Origin of the sequence: Chryseobacterium ginsenosidimutans (assembly GCF_039536845.1) — a bacterium.
GTDB classification, from domain to species: domain Bacteria; phylum Bacteroidota; class Bacteroidia; order Flavobacteriales; family Weeksellaceae; genus Chryseobacterium; species Chryseobacterium ginsenosidimutans_B.
Window position 1 is genome coordinate 1,218,659 of the sequence record NZ_BAAAZJ010000003.1, and the last position, 16,256, is coordinate 1,234,914.

10 protein-coding genes are annotated in these 16,256 nt (G+C 34.5%); 2 read left to right on the forward strand and 8 right to left on the reverse strand.

Going from position 1 to position 16,256, the window contains the following annotated elements; genetic code table 11:
* Positions 1-218: 218 nt before the first annotated feature.
* The 4 genes from ABD745_RS05705 to ABD745_RS05720 form a co-directional block, all read right to left on the reverse strand.
* Positions 219-1,145, reverse strand: a complete 927-nt coding sequence (locus tag ABD745_RS05705; protein ID WP_344826569.1) for an AraC family transcriptional regulator — start codon at positions 1,143-1,145, stop codon at positions 219-221.
* Between the two features lie 182 nt (positions 1,146-1,327).
* Positions 1,328-1,867 (reverse strand): VOC family protein, encoded by a 540-nt coding sequence (locus tag ABD745_RS05710; protein ID WP_344826572.1) that lies wholly within the window; start codon positions 1,865-1,867, stop codon positions 1,328-1,330.
* A 229-nt stretch (positions 1,868-2,096) separates the two neighbouring features.
* Positions 2,097-2,909 carry an SDR family oxidoreductase gene (locus tag ABD745_RS05715; RefSeq protein WP_344826575.1) on the reverse strand — a complete coding sequence of 271 codons (813 nt, stop codon included), beginning with the start codon at positions 2,907-2,909 and terminating at the stop codon, positions 2,097-2,099.
* A gap of 60 nt (positions 2,910-2,969) precedes the next feature.
* A complete protein-coding gene (locus ABD745_RS05720; protein WP_344826578.1) occupies positions 2,970-3,362 on the reverse strand; it encodes a GlcG/HbpS family heme-binding protein in 393 nt (130 codons plus the stop codon).
* A gap of 1,085 nt (positions 3,363-4,447) precedes the next feature.
* Here ABD745_RS05720 and ABD745_RS05725 point away from each other — a divergent pair.
* Positions 4,448-5,926, forward strand: a complete 1,479-nt coding sequence (locus ABD745_RS05725) for a helix-turn-helix transcriptional regulator (protein ID WP_344826581.1) — start codon at positions 4,448-4,450, stop codon at positions 5,924-5,926.
* A 46-nt stretch (positions 5,927-5,972) separates the two neighbouring features.
* Here the strand turns inward: ABD745_RS05725 and ABD745_RS05730 are convergent, their stop codons facing one another.
* The 4 genes from ABD745_RS05730 to ABD745_RS05745 all read right to left on the reverse strand — a co-directional run bounded on the left by ABD745_RS05730 (position 5,973) and on the right by ABD745_RS05745 (position 12,725).
* Positions 5,973-7,052: a hypothetical protein gene (locus ABD745_RS05730; RefSeq protein WP_344826584.1), complete on the reverse strand. Its 1,080-nt coding sequence runs from the start codon at positions 7,050-7,052 to the stop codon at positions 5,973-5,975.
* Positions 7,053-8,341: 1,289 nt separating this feature from the next.
* A complete protein-coding gene (locus ABD745_RS05735) occupies positions 8,342-11,518 on the reverse strand; it encodes an ABC transporter permease/M1 family aminopeptidase (protein WP_344826587.1) in 3,177 nt (1,058 codons plus the stop codon).
* A gap of 2 nt (positions 11,519-11,520) precedes the next feature.
* Positions 11,521-12,393: an ABC transporter ATP-binding protein gene (locus ABD745_RS05740; RefSeq protein ID WP_344826590.1), complete on the reverse strand. Its 873-nt coding sequence runs from the start codon at positions 12,391-12,393 to the stop codon at positions 11,521-11,523.
* A 122-nt stretch (positions 12,394-12,515) separates the two neighbouring features.
* The gene (locus tag ABD745_RS05745) at positions 12,516-12,725 is read right to left on the reverse strand and encodes a helix-turn-helix domain-containing protein (protein ID WP_344826593.1); all 210 of its coding nucleotides are present in this window, start codon (positions 12,723-12,725) and stop codon (positions 12,516-12,518) included.
* A 999-nt stretch (positions 12,726-13,724) separates the two neighbouring features.
* Between ABD745_RS05745 and ABD745_RS05755 the strand changes: the two genes are divergently transcribed.
* On the forward strand, positions 13,725-16,223 hold the full coding sequence (locus tag ABD745_RS05755; RefSeq protein WP_344826599.1) for a PIG-L family deacetylase: 2,499 nt from the start codon (positions 13,725-13,727) through the stop codon (positions 16,221-16,223).
* The last annotated feature ends 33 nt before the right edge of the window (positions 16,224-16,256 follow it).

Here is a 16,256-nt window from a genome sequence, read left to right on the forward strand (position 1 = left end):
TACGATGATTTTTGATTAACAATTTGATTAACAATAGGACTCTATTGTCCTGTTTTGTTGATACAAATTTCTGAAGAAAGCAGTCCTCAACTATTACGAATTGCAAAGTCAACATTATGAATATCAAAGATTTTTATGGAATTATACAGATGGAGCAGAATCAAAAAAAATCCTCTGTTCGAAAACAAAGGATTTTAATTACGGCGGCAGAAAAAATATTAAAAACTTCTCCTGAATTCAGCAGGTGTAAAACCTGTATATTTTTTAAAGAATTGACTAAAATTAGGCTGTTCAGCAAAACCAATGCTATAGCTTATGTCTTGAAGGCTCCAATCGGTCTGTACCAGTAAAGCTTTTGCTTCATCAAGTATCCGATTGCGTATGAGAGTACTTGCGTTTTGTCCCGTATGTTTTTTTAATACCGCATTGAGGTAATTGGGATGCATTCGCAGATCGTTTGCAAACTCCTTGGCCGTTTTTATTCTCAGAGGTGTTGTATAATTTATTCCTGAAGTTTCCTTTTCCAAAAGATTAAAAAAATGGTGTACCTGCGAATAATCCTCAGTAACTTCATCTGGCTTTGGATACCTTGCCACTTTCATGCTTTCTACCATTAATAACTGTAAAAAAGCCTGCATGGCATCTTCTCTATATTCACCGTTGATTAAATCCTGTTCCTCTGCCTGCATTTTTTCAAAGTATTGGGTTATACGTGGCAGTTCTTCTTCAGTAAGACGTATAACACTCTTTTGTTTGTCCGTGAACAATGCGAATTTATCGATAATTGCTTTTAACTGTAAATGATGATTAACAAAGGATTTTTTAAACAAGACATAATAGCCGCCTGAATCTTTCTCTGACAGATTTTTCCATGAAATAATATCGTTTGGATGGATAAAAAGCATAGTGGGTTCTTCAATATAATAGGTATTAAGCCCCATTGTAAAAACACCGGTTCCTTTGGTGATAAATAATATCTTGTAGAATTCTCTGCGGTTGGGCGAAAGATAATTTCTACATTCATGCTGTTCGCGATTAAATACACGGATAGTCCAATTTTCAAAAAATTCGCGAAAAACCGGAATCATATCTGGTAAATCCCTCAGAGTATTGATTTCTTTACTGTCAATAGTTTCTCTAATCATTTTCATGGCATATTTGGTGTCGTAAAGTTAATTAAAAGTGAATATATTCCAGGTAAGAATATTTTTTATTTAAAATTTGCTTTTGCTATTAACTGTGGCCAAAGCAGAAAGATGTTCAGCTATTAAGATTAAAAAAAATAAAAGCCTTTAGTACTGCTAAAGGCTTTTAAAAGATTGATATCTTATTTTTTTACAATTTCAGACAATTCAATCATATTGCCCCACGGATCTTGAAAGAATGCTAACTTACGTCCGATAGCGGGTAAATAAAATGTTTCTCCAACAATTGTAACACCTCTTTTTTTCAGTTCGGCAACCGTTTTATCTACACTCGTAACGTCCATGCAGATGTGGTGGAAACCTGCCTTTTCAAGACTTTTTCCTAAATCGTTGTATACAATCGGTTCACTGAGCTTTCCGCCGGCAAGGATTTCAATCCAAAAATCGTTCGTATTTGCGGGTGCTAAATAAGCCAGTTTTTCATCAGCATATGGCCATTCATGGATAATGCGGAAATCTAATTTTTCGGTATACCATTTAATAGCTGCATCGTAATCAGGTACTCTGATGCCAACATGATTTCCATTTAATTCAGCTAATGCGCTTTTAGGATTTAATGCCGGCATTTTAAATCCGGTGTCATGTTTGTGATTTTGTGCGCTTCCGGAAACGGCAAAAGATAAACTTAATGCAATGATTGTTTTTTGTAATAAATTTTTCATGATTTCTAAATTTTGAAATTAATATTGATTTAATACTGCAAATTTCTGCAGAAAGGGATTGCGTTTTTATACAAAATGCAAAGTCGATATTATGAATATCAAAGATTCCTGTAGAATTATGTAAGTGGAGTAGAACTGAAAAATCCTCTGTTGTAAACAAAGGATTTTATGTTTGGTGTAAGGAAAGTTTAAAAATTTCCTTAACTCAATATGTTTAAAAAATAAGGAATTAGATTGTGTTTTCCCAAGCTTTCAACTGATGGTCTTTCAGCATATCTTCAACGAATTGCGGAACCACATTTCTGAATTTACCTGTATCAGATGGTACAATTCTGATCATTGCATCAATCATTTCCTGTGGATCAAGTCTGCCTTCCGGAGTACCCAAAAGCGAATCAAAATTGGCTTTCATGTCAGCACGTTTTGTGAAATTCACCTCGTCATCCAGCCAACGGAAGGCGTTTTCTGCCATCGTTTCGTTATATCCTGTTAGGTAAGCTCCGGGGTTGATTGTCTGAATTTTGATTCCGTAAGGGCTCAGTTCGTCAGCCAAAGCTTCTGCTACAGCTTCCAAAGCATGTTTGGTTGAAACATAAATTCCGTATCCTGACGGTGTAAACAATCCGCCCATTGAAGAAGTGAATACAATTTTACCTTTTTTCCCTTCTCTGATCCATTTTTGGCTGAATCCCTGTGCCAGTTCAAGTGGAGCGAAAACATTGGTTTCATAGTTTCCTCGAACCAGATCTAACGGAATTTCAAATACAGGACCGCTTTCACCGATTCCTGCGTTGCTGAAGAATACATCGATATCTAATTTTAATGCATTCTTAACATCATATTTGTCAAGGATGTCTAGTTTTCTAACCTCAATAAAGTCCTGTAGTCCGGCTTCTTCAACTTTTTTTCTCATCGCTGTAACTTCCGGTAAAATTTGAACTCCTGCGATAATCTTGTGACCTAATTTAGCTAAACCGAATGCTGTTCCTTCTCCGAATCCGGAACCTGCTCCGGTAATTAAAATTGTTTTTGTTGTACTCATGATTTCTAAAATTTATTTGTTTATTTATAATTATTAAAAGTTATTTTTAACTGATTGAGATTAAATTCTGCTTCCTGCGATTGCGATTTCAAAGTCTTGCTCCGGACTTCCGCCGGATACACCGATATAAGCAACTGTTCCACTTTCTGAAGTAACAGGAACTCCGCCTTTAAATCCTACAAGACCTCCGTTGGTATTTACCATTCCATAGGTTTTATTTTCAGGATTGAGAAATTCTCCCACGGCTTCAGAATTCATACGAAAGAGCATCGCAGTTTTTGCTTTCCCCATTGAGATATCGATTGATCCAAGAAAAGCCTCGTCCATTCTGATAAATGCTTTGATATGGCCTGCCCTGTCCAGAATTGTAATGTTGGCATTTACGCCAATTTCGTTTGCTTTTTCCATCGACTGATTCAACGATTTAAAAGCTTGTTGTTGTGTGATTTCCATGATAAATATTTTTAAGTTGTGAATCAATATTGATTATTGATTTTCTCTGTAGCAAAGTTGCAACGAAACCGGACGGAAGATTATACAAATAGCAAAGGCTTAATTATGAATATCAAAGAATGATGTGAAAATGACTATCATGTATTTCGAAAACCATCTATAATATGGCATAAACATTTAGCGTTAGATGATTTATTGGAGCAATAATGTTAGTTAAATATAAAGATCTGTATTCTAATAATTAAAGAATTACGGTGAAGCAACTCATAATCTGAATTGGATAAATTTATTTTCTAAAATATTTATAATTAAAAAACATTACATCTGTAACAGGATTTAATTAGTGGTCATAAGATTCTTATTCTTGCGTATCGCCATGATGTGTACTTATAATTGTATCGTACCAATCCGTAATATCCTGTTCAAAATCTTTAGTTTTCACTCTGAAACGTTCCATTGTATCTGTACCAAGTGGTAAGTGAACTGGAGGTTTGTCTGAAGAAGCTAATTTCAGAAAGGCTACAGTTAGCTTTTTGGGGTCTCCAGGCTGACTTTATTGGCAGAGGTTGCAAATTTTCGCATTTCACCAGTATCACTGTAAGAATTAAATTTTAACTCAGACTTAAAGAGATGAGTTAAATTTACACGCTGAACGTTTCAGATCTATAATTTACTTTTTGCGTATTGCTCGCAAAAGGCAACATTAGTACAAAGCAGTACAAAAAATATAACAGAAATTATATAATTACTTGCAATGGTGGGCTTATATGCTATAAATTTCTATAATGGTGATGATTCTATTAATTTTAATGAAAAAAGATTTTAGCTCTCCGGTATTGAAGACAGTGAGTTTCATGTAAGAAGTTAAATATCTTCTATTATTGATCTATTAAAATCGATCAAAACTTTTGAAAAAAGAACTTTTTAAAAGTTTTTATTACACATATTGTAAGTCTCCCTAAAATCTGGACATATTATATCCCTAAAATTTATGAATATTTTTTTTCAATACTGTGAGAATTATTTTTTCTTAATAATATTATAATTAATGTTAATATGTATTTTTGTTTAACTAATATCCTAATATGTATAATTTTAATATAATATATAGAAAAGCTTTATTTATATTACTATTTTCTCTTGCAAGCAAAGTTTTTTCCCAAAGGAATAATGCTAAGATCGACAGTATTATTAAAATTATTGACAAAGGCTGTATTACTGGGAATCTTGATAAACAAATGATATTTAAAAACACAACAGATCTTTACTATCTATCTGAAGAAGCCGGTTTTATAGAGGGAAAAGAAAGATCTATTGTTGAGGAAGCTAATATATACTGCAATGAGGGCAATTTTGAAATGGCATTAAAAAAAATTAATGAAGGTATTAATATAGCAATGTCAACAAACAATTATAATACACTATGTCATCTTTTATTAATTTATCAGCGGCTGCTGTTGCAGTTAAGAGAAATTACCAGGGCAAAACAGATAAGTTTACAAATCGATGATTATAATAAACTCGTCAGCAAGACTGATCAAAAGGAGATTAATAGGGTATATATTCTTTTAGCAAAAGCGGAAGTATTGGTTAATAATGAAGGTTTAGCGAAAGATATGGCTCCTGTTTTATCGTATAAAAAACAAGCCTATGCAGAAGCGATTAAAATTAAGAATAGTAATAAGTATAAAAAATATACACTGATTTATGCATTGGAATCTTTAGCATGGTCAACTGCTCTTGCTGAAAAAACTGATGAAGCACGAAAATACAGTGCTGAAATTGACAGGTTTCTTAAAAATTATCCTAATGAAGACCTTATCCTTCAAAATCTTATCATTAAAGGTGCCATCGAAAATGTATCGGAAAATTTTCAGCCTGCTATAAAGTATCTCTCAGAGGCAATTTCTAAAGCTAAACAAAGTAATAAAGTGTATATACTTTACGAAGTGTACCCTATGATTTCCGCTTCCTATGGTCAATTAAAAGATTTCGAAAATGCTACAATCTATTCCTGGAAAGGAAAGCATCTGGCAGACAGTATTAACATTGTAAGAGAAAAGATTAAAAACAGTGACTTTATCAATAAAATTAATGTAAAATTATCTTCCAAAAAAGATCAAGAATTTCCAAATGCTATTGTATGGGCTATTTTCACAGGGCTATTATCAATTGGTATATATTTATTTTACAAAAGAAAAAAAAACGATGTTGTTTCAAATCATAATAGTACATCAGTTTCCATTGAAGAAAAACTTGCCAGTAAAGAACGGGAGCTTTCTAAAATGCTTGTCGAATTAGCTAAAACGGATATTAAAGCTTTCTACTTTGAATTCCAGAAAAATTATCCTACTTTTTATCAATCTCTAAAAGAAAAATACCCTGAACTGAATGTTCCGGACCTTAATTTTTGTGTCTTAATGAGAATGAACTTTGAAACTAAACAAATTGCAGTACTCACGAACTCTACACTCAGATCCGTAGAAAGCAGACGTTACAGAATCATGAAAAAAATGAATCTCAAAAGCCAGAATGATTTATATATATTGCTTTCAAAATTATAAAAAGCATCCCGGAAGATGCTTTTTATAATTTTGAAATTAAGTGATTTTAATTAAGTCTTGTAAGAGTTATATTATAGCCTTTAGTAATATTACCATTATTGGTTACATTAATTGTTCCTGCTGCAGGCATCGTTAAGGTATAATTAAATGACGTAGGATCATCACCTCCGGCACAGCCCGGTTTGTTTGTCCAGGTAACTGCGGTAGTGGTTTGATTCGTCTCTGTAAAAGTAGGAGCCTTGGTTGGCACCCTACTCAAAAGCCCGTCAGATCCTTTAATGGCAAAATTGGTGTTTGCGGCGATGTTAATTATCAAATATTCTGCGATGGCAACATTGCCGCAAGCATCACCTATTGATACCAATGCCTTGTATATAGCACCGTCTGTCATATTGGTAATCAATGTTCCTGTACCGCCACTAGCCACATTCACGCTATTTGAAATTACCCCTCCAAAAGTTGCAGAAGGCGATGCTTTCACTAAAACTCCGTTGGCATCCGAATAAACAGGAGTTACGAACGTAGGTCCTGTGACAGGGGTAATCGTCCTCACTCTTGCATTTCCAGCTACATCCAGACGTTCACTTGGGGTAGAAGTTCCTATTCCTACATTGGCATTTTCGTCAATACGTACAGCTTCCTGGTTACTGTTTACCCGTAAAGCCAGTGCAGTAAGAGCGGTTGTTCCGTTACCACGATAAATTCCGGCCATTCCAGCGCCTGCGTATCCGAAAGTTCCGCCAATTTTAGGATTAAATAGCATCGCTCCGATAAAATCATTTTGAGCAAGGTTGTTCCCTGCAGCAGAACGGCGCATGACCAGACCCTGGATTTGTGAAACTGGACTTTCGTCATCAATGACATAATCATTACCCATTTCTGATCCAGTAGCAGGATTATACAGATGGAGTTTGCCGACCGGAGCATTGGTTCCGATTCCTACATTCCCCGTATTTAATACTGTAAGATCGTTTGATTGTTGGGCTGCATTAGGAATTCCCGTTGTCGGGTTATCTTTAGCTCCATCTACGTTGAAAGAGCCTTGGGGATTTGAAGTGTGTATCCCTACTTGTGAGAATGCTAATGATGATATCAGCATACTGACCATTAATAAACTTTTTTTCATTGCTGTTTTTAGTTGTTTTTAAAATGGTTAAATTTTTCTAAAACTTATAAGATATGAGATCAATAAGTTTCTTGCGTTTTTAGAATCGTTTTCTTATGCAAAAGTATTTTAAGTAACAGTGAAATAGGTTACGCAATGCTACGCATTTATACGCAATTATACTTATTATAGGGCAATTGTCTCTACTTCATAAATTTAATACACAGTTATGAGATTTAATGTGATTATTATTTCATATTCTGTCAAGTCTTATAACATTCATAAAAATCTGAAAGTTTGATACGCAGTATAACAATAGCAAAAATTTATCAGCCATTTCTCTTTCCAACCTGTGGTACAAATCTTCTGTTCTAAACATTAAATGTGCATAGGTTTTAGAATTGATAGAATGAGAGCCTACGCAGAATTGTGCTCCTACGTATTACTTTTGTATCCATGAAGTATCATTTTAAAGTCCGGAATTTATAATATAAATAATTAATTGCTTGCAATGAAACATTGCAACGATATCATAAATTTCAGTAGGGATATGATATTGTTTTTACGGCTGGTTCTTACATCATTTCTTTTCAGAAATTTATCTCGGGTAACATTACCCTACGGTAAAAAAGAATTTGATCATGTACGGGGTAAGATGATTTTCTTCCAACCACATTAGATCGTTACGTTTAAAAATGTAAAATCGGAGGATGATTGCTTTTTGATTACGATAAGTAGAGATAGCTCTGCTCCTATTTCCGCAACTTCTCCAAACAGGCGAAACGTTATTGGCAACCCTATCATGGAGCTGCTGCCTTTTTTAGGATACAATTTTTTAAACTCTTTGAAATATGAAAAAATTAAAAGAACCCAAAATTAGAATTACGATTCGAGCATTCTTAAGAGAATAATAAGGTAATGCAGAGTTTGGTTATTTCAAGAAGTAGAAATTTACAAATACTACATTAAAAAATGGCACCAACTGTCTTTAGTTGGCGCCATTTGGCTGTGTGTGATCTCGACAGGGCTCTATTCAAATCATTTATTGGCAGATATAGATAATATTTTGATGGTATTAAATGGCATTTAGGTTATACTTCAATGTAAAAAACTTAAACAAAAAAACTCTGTTTTAAATGATAATATCCAGTTAAACAAAAATAGATAATCATATCTTCTTCTCATAAATTGTCTATTGAAATTAAAGTGGTACATTAAAATATATTGTTACCTTTTTTTCACATTGATCAGTAATTAAATTATAGGTACCGTAAATCAAATAAGGTTGATTACCTAATTACATTTAAAAGTTATTTTGCTTTGAATAAAATGTCCACCTTATTATTGACCTTTTTATCAGGACTAACTTTATAAAACTCTTTCAGCAAATCCAAAGTGGTGGGCTTTTTAGGATATCGATTGTGCAAAAGAAAATTGTGAAGAGCTGTATTTACTTTGTCTTCTCCCATCAATTCACTTAATTTAACCATCACTATGGCACCTTTTGAATACGAAATATGAGTATTTTCACCTGTAACTCTGTAAAGTGGCTGAGTTTCTGATAATCCTTTTTCATTTTCATAGATTTGCTGGTGAATATTTATTCTTTCCATCATTTTCTCTTTTCCGTGCATCTTTTTGTAGAGCATCATTTCGGTGTACATAGCTAGAGTTTCAGTTAACATAGTGGCACCTTCTCTGTCATCCGGATCGATCTGACTGTTTCCCCACCAAAGATGCGAAAGTTCATGGCCAGCAAGCTCATTGATGACATCCTGATTTTGATCCGAATTGATATTTGCATGGAACAGCATATCTTCTGTCATAAAAATAGAGGAAGGATAAGCGGTGGCTGCAAAACCTTTTGTGAAGGAAGAAACTTCTGCAAAATTGATGGTTTTGAAAGGATACTTACCAAAATTCTGGGTACAGTAATCCAAAGTGATTTTTGCATTTTCGATCAAATGATTTACATTCTCCGGATGTTTTTCATTATAAAAAATGTTGATGCCAATTCCTTTATAAATGGTTGTTTTAATTTTATATTTTGCGGAAGAAACGGCAAAACGAAACGGAATATTTTCAGCTTTATATCGGAAATATTTTCTGTTATCTTTAAGATAATGTTGAATTAAATCTCCGGTTCCTACAGCAATCTGGTCTTTTTCTGTGGAAATAGTCATATTCAGATTAATGAAATCCTTTTTGAATACTTCTTGAGCTTCTAATTTCTTCAATTCCGTTTGTTTTCCCAGTTTAAATTCTACCCGTTTTCCTTCATCTTCAATTTCGTTATTTGCTTGGTACCCGATAGTGGGATAATATCGGCTGATTCTCATAAAAGATCCGTTTTCTATGATTGAATTAAATGAATCGTGGCCATTAACGGCAGACCAATGATAGGAAATTTTAAAATCAAGATTGGCTGTTTCTCCGGGGTTTAAAGGTTTATGTAAAAAAAATTCGGTGACTTCCTGATCGATATTCTTTGATTCAGAATTTGTACGGAAAACTGCAGATTCTATATTAAGATTCGGATGAAAATTAATTAAAACCTTCTTGATTGGTTTGTCGGTTTGATTGACCAATTTGTATTTTCCGTGGATCTTATAAGAACTTTCGGATGGATAAAGCTGGATTTCAGTTATTACATCTGTAATAGTTGGCTGCGGTATATTTTCATAGTGTTTGAATTTCTTTTCGTAATTCGCTGACTGTACTAATTTTTCATCTTCATTTTGTGGAAAATAACCTTTCATAAAAATACTTCCTGTAAAAGCTCCAAGAGATAGTACAATGAATGGGAAAATGAGTTGTCTGACATTCCATTTTTTTGATTTGATCCATTCATTGATCAGCCATAAAAAAACGATCAGACCTAATCCGAATAAAAGTCTTTCTGTAAAAACCGAAGCATAAGTCCCGTATCCGTTGAAGTCGCTGTAAACGCCTTTGTAATCTGAGAAAATCCTTAATAATGGATAAGAAACAATTTTTTTTGATATTGGTCCGGCGAAACTAAAACCCATAAGAACAGAGACGCCCAGAGCAACAAATCTGTTTTTGATATTGTCATTGATCAACAAAATAAAAGCAGAGAAAAGGATCAGCGGAAAAGTATTGAAAAGCACTGTTCCCCCATATGCATTCCAATCAATATAAAAATAGTTATAAACAATCTGAAATGCTATTCCTTCCAAAATTAGAATTGCTGTAAGAAAGAATAATAAAATATTGATTGAAATAAAATGTCCGCTCAGTTTATTTTTAGAAAAATAGGTGCTTTTTTCAATCAGTAAAAATCCCGATGAATGGCTTCTCCAGTACAAATCGTTAATAAAATAAATGACGATCAGCATTCCAAACAAATGAAAATTTTCCGAAATAGTGGTCGACATCAATCCTGAGCTTGTGTATTTCTGGGGAAGACGGATTCCTTTTTCGATTTCGGCATACATTTCCATTCCGATAAAAAATAACAGCAGTATAGAAACTGCTACAATGGCGATGCTTTTAAAAAGGTAAATGAGATCGATTTTTACAAATGATAAAACAGATTTTATCCCGGCAGAAATTCCAAATACTGCTTTTGTGGTTGTAAATTGTTTCAAATTATTAGTAAAAGAAACACTTGTTATCTGGTTTTTACCTTTGTTTTTACTTTTGTTTTGAGAAAATGCCGAGAAAGAAAATAATCGATAAGTCAATAATAAAAACAGCGTTGAAATAATCAGAAAAATTATTCTGTTGATCAATAAATATCCCGAAAATGGAACGATCAATTCATTCTTTTGCTGAGCCGATAATTTTTTTGCTTCAAAAAAATAAGATGAGATCCCGAAAGGATCGATCAAAGCTGATAATTGTTGTGTCTCCAATGATTGAGGTAAGCTTCCCGTCATAAACGGAGAATTGGAAAATACCAGAATGATCATATACAAAACGTAAAGAAACAATCCGCCAACGACAACCAGAAGCTTTTTCTTCGTAGTAAAAGAAATGAAAAATAAAAAGCTGCAGACTACTAGACAATTGATTCCTCCGAAGATCAAAAGAGGATAGTGGTAATGCCAAAGATTAAAATAAGGTTGGATTTCACTTCCTGTACGCAAATTTTGCCCAATCACAAATCCGACCATCAGAAATATAAAACTAAGAAAAGTCTGTAGAAAAAATGTGAGAAATTTTCCCTGTATATAAGTTCGTTTTGATAATGGATAGGAAAAAATGAGAATGTCAAATTTTGAATCCTGATCTTTAAACAGAATCTGGCCAGCATAGATGATCGCAAAAAAAATGATAATTAAACTCAACAATCCAGTCATAAAACCAATGGTGTAAGGTGAATTCAAATAAATTCTTTCGCCAACCGTAAGATTGAACTGATTGCCACAAAAAATGCCGGTCAATACTAAAATTAAGACAATAAGATATGCAGGCCAACGTTTTACAAAACGTTTGACCTCAAATAAAAATAAAGCATTCATAACTATGGTTTTTGGGTGAGCGTTTGAAAATAAACGTGTTCCAGTGAAGGGTTTACTGACGTAAAATCAGGAAGCTGTTGTTCCGAAAATGCAGTAATGTGTAATTCTCTTTCGATCAATTGCTGACTGATGATCCTGTAATTGGACTGATAATTTTCCAACTGACTTTTATCAATTGGTTTTGACCAGATCTTGTTTTCCAGTTCTGCTATCAGCTCGTTTGGATTTCCCTGTCTGAGAAGGTTTCCCTGATTGATAATGGCAACCTCTGAACAAAGATTGCGGACATCTTCTACCAAATGAGTTGAAAGAATGACGATCACATCATTACTGATATCATTGAGCAATGAATTGAAACGGTTTCGTTCTTCAGGATCTAAACCGGCAGTCGGTTCGTCAACAATAATGATCTTAGGATTTCCCAGCAAAGCCTGAGCAACGCCAAAACGCTGTCTCATTCCTCCGGAAAAGGTATGGACTTCCTTATTTTTAAAGTCCGAAAGATTGACTTTTTCCAGTAAGTTTAAAATCTGGTTTTTCCGTTCCGGACCATTTTCAATACCTTTTAATACGGCGATATGCTGCAAAAGATCATAAGCAGATACTTTGGGATAAACGCCAAAATCCTGTGGTAGAAATCCAAGGTTTTGTTTTATATGATCAGGGTTTTCAGAAATATTGACTCCATTGAAAGTGATAGTTCCGGACGTCGGCTTCTGCAGACCTACAATGGTTTTCATTAAAGATGATTTTCCGGCGCCGTTAGGTCCCAATAAACCGAACATACCGTTTTCTATTTTCAAAGAAATGTCTTTAATGGCCTGAAAACCATTTTTGTAGGTGAGGTTTAAATTATTGATATGCAAGGTATTCATAAGTATGATTTTAGGTAATAGAAATCCTGGCAACGTTTCCATTGCTTTTCAAATTGTGTGTAAAAATGTTATGCTGAAACTTTAAATAACCAAAAAGTCACTAAAGTTTTTTGAAATATTAATTATTCCTCTTTTTTATACTCCAGAATATCTCCGGGTTGACATTCCAAAGCTTTACAGATTGCTTCCAGCGTATCAAAACGCACACCTTTTGCTTTTCCTGTTTTAAGAACAGAGAGATTGACAGTGCTGATTCCCAGTTTCTCTGCCAATTCTTTACTCTGCATTTTTCGTTTGGCAAGCATAACGTCTAAGTTGATGATAATTGGCATTTTTATATAAATAGATCTTGTTCGTTTTGTAAATATAATCCCTGTGTAAAAATATTGGCAAGGAAAAAACAGAAAATTCCTAACATGAAGTGGATAAAGACCAGTCCCCATATAATGCTTTCTACTTCCACGAAGAAACTTGCGATAGTGACTATGGGTAAAGGAAAGTAAATGTTATAACTGTAAAATCTTTTGAGCTGCAAGATATTTTCTTCGGTAAATAATTTTGACTGGAAAAAAACTTTAAAGACTTTGGCCGACAGCCAGAAAAAAATACCATAAGTCAGTAAAACCAATAAAAATGAGAGGATGATATACGGATAATTGTTTTCGATGTTCAGAAATGGCTGCTCTGTAAATGGATAATTTATGTGTAAATATAAATGGTCCTTATATGGAACAACTGCAAAATCTGTCAGCAGGCAAAACACCGAATAGAAAAATGTGAGGAGATACCCGGCAGATAATAAAATGCACAAATAATACAGGATCTTTGAAATGTTTTTACTTTGATTCATAGAATAATTAATTTGTTAATGCAAATATATAAATAATTATCGTAAAACATTAATTAATTAAAAAAATAAATTGATTGAGTGTGCTGAAAAAGAATAAAAGAATGATGCATTGTATTATTTTTCCAACAGTCCTAAATTCTTCGGACTGAAGTATTTCAACAGTATCTGTCACAATATTCTTTCTTATTGATGAATATATAATAAGGAAATCATATTTTACTATCCTGATTCCATAATGAGGCTACCTGATTTTCCATAGCAAATATATTCCGTTGTCACTGCGGAAAAAAATCTTTTTGGGTATCTGGGATCCGAACCCTCCGCAAAAATATTTCAAGCTTGCATGAATCTGTTTTGTTATTGATTTCAAGAAATTGATAACCGTTTTCCCTATGCTTGCCTGAATGGTAATCTGCATAGAAAGTCGGAAACCTCAAAAGAAAAACGATTTACTTATATTTGCCCCGCAAAGCAAATTCAAATGTTCAAAAAAGTAATCATTGTATTTATTCTTAGCTTTTATACGGTTTTTTGTTCGGCCCAGCAGGTTCGGTCCTCAAAATCATCTGAAATTTACCGTGAACTCAAAACCCTTAAACAGCTGCCTAAAGTTTTATACCTTGCGGCTCATCCCGATGATGAAAATACAGGATTACTCTCCTGGTTAATCAACGACCAAAATGTAGAAACGGGCTATTTGTCTTTAACCAGAGGCGATGGTGGTCAGAATTTATTAGGTACAGAGCAAGGTGCTGCATTGGGTTTAATCAGAACGCATGAGCTTTTAGAGGCAAGAAAGTTAGACGGCGCCCAACAGTTTTTTACCCGGGCAATTGATTTCGGGTTCTCTAAAAATACGACCGATACCTTTAAACAATGGGATGAAGATAGTATTATAGCTGATGTAGTTTGGGTAATCCGTAAATTCCGTCCGGATGTGATCATTTGTCGTTTTCCTCCTACTGCTGCGGCAGGACACGGACAACATGCCGCCTCGGCCGTGGTTGCGGAAAAGGCTTTTAAGCTGGCAGGCGATAAAACAGCTTTCCCAGATCAACTAAAATATGTTAATGTATGGCAGCCAAAACGTGTATTGTGGAATACTTTCCGATTTGGTGGGGTCAATACAACATCTGAAAATCAGCTGAAAGTTACCGTTGGGCAATATGATGCACAACTCGGAATGGGCTATGGTGAATTGGCTGGATTAAGCAGAAGTTTACATAAAAGCCAGGGTGCGGGAACACAGTCTGTAGCCGGCATCAGAACTGAATATTTTGCCCACGTTATTGGCGAGCCTGCAAAAGCAACACTTTTTGACGGAGTCGTTAAAACCTGGACCGGGAAAGGAAACGCTGATATTGACCAATCATTAGATAAAATTATTTCCGCTTTCGATTTCAATAATCCAGACCATAGTTTGCCTGCTTTGCTTTCTTTGCGAAAAAAGGTTATGGCTATTCAGGATGCAGACCTAAAAAAAGATAAACTTAAATCTCTTGACAATATCATTTTAAGCTGTGCAGGGTTTATGGGTGAGGTAGTTACCAATCAAGCCGAAGCTGTTGCCGGGGATCATTACAATTTCAGGTTAAATCTGATTTCAAGAGCTGCAAATCCTGTCGTTTTAGAAGATGTACAATGGTTAACTCAATCAGAAAGCTTCAACAGAAAACTATCAAAAGATTCTTTAATAACGATTGAACGTAAAATTCAGATTCCTGCAGATGCAGCACTCACAGAACCTTACTGGTTGGCAAAACCGGCCACGAATGCAGCAACTTTCTCTGTTCCAAATGATACTTTAGTCGGTTTGCCTGAAGCAGAATCACCACTGAATGTTTTGCTTGGTTTAAAAATCGGTTCGGAAAAGTTTAAGGTTAAACTTCCTTTATCTTTCAAGAAATTAGATCCTGTACGTGGCGATGTGGTCGAAGGATTGCGTATTGTTCCTGCGCTTGAACTGAAATTTACACAACCGCTTTATTTGGTTAAAGAAAATGAAGATTTACATTTGAGTTTAAATGTTAAGGTTAATTCCAACAAACAGTTCAGTAATGGTAAAGTTAATCTGATGTATAAGGGAGAACGATTGGGCGGCGGTGATTTAAAATCAATCAACGGGAAAGATTTTACAGTGGAGTATGTCATTCCAAAAGCTAAATTGGCCTCAATAAAATCAAATCAGTTACAATTGGATGCCAATTTGGTTGCAGATGGAATAACTTATAATAAAAAACAAATATTAATTCAGTATCCGCATTTACCTTCCTTACAATATTTTACACCTGCTACTGTAGCTGTAATGAAAGGTGATATTCAGTCTAAAGTTAAAAAGGTGGGTTATGTACAAGGTGCAGGAGATTTCATTCCTGATTTCCTACGAATTGCAGGTATTCAAGTAGATGTGTTGAAAGACGAAGATTTTTATGGCAATTTAGAAGAATCAGGCGGAAGTCAAAATAAACTTTCAAAGTATGATGCCATTGTATTGGGTGTTCGTGCTAATAATACAGAGAAAAAATTAGGACGTTGGATGCCATTTTTATGGTCTTATGTAAAAGCCGGAGGGAATTTGGTGATGCAGTACAACACCAATCAGGATACAACGGTTGACCAATTGGGAATGTATAGTTTTAGTATTGCCAATAAGCGTGTTACCGAAGAAAATGCTGAGATTAAATTTTTAAATCCCAATCATAAATTACTGAATTTTCCGAACAAAATTACTGCAGATGATTTTAAAGGCTGGGTACAGGAGCGTGGCGCCTATTTCCCTGCTCAATGGGATGCAGCGTATGAACCGCTTTTTGAAATGCATGATACAGGTGAAGAACCACTACAGGGATCAACTTTATACGCCAAATATGGGAAGGGGAATTTTATTTACACCCCGTTGGCATTTTTCAGACAGTTGCCAGTGGGAAATGTTGGTGCGGCACGTTTATTTTTAAACTTTTTATCTGCACAGAAAAACTGATGAACAAACAATTTAAAAATTGGAATACCTGGT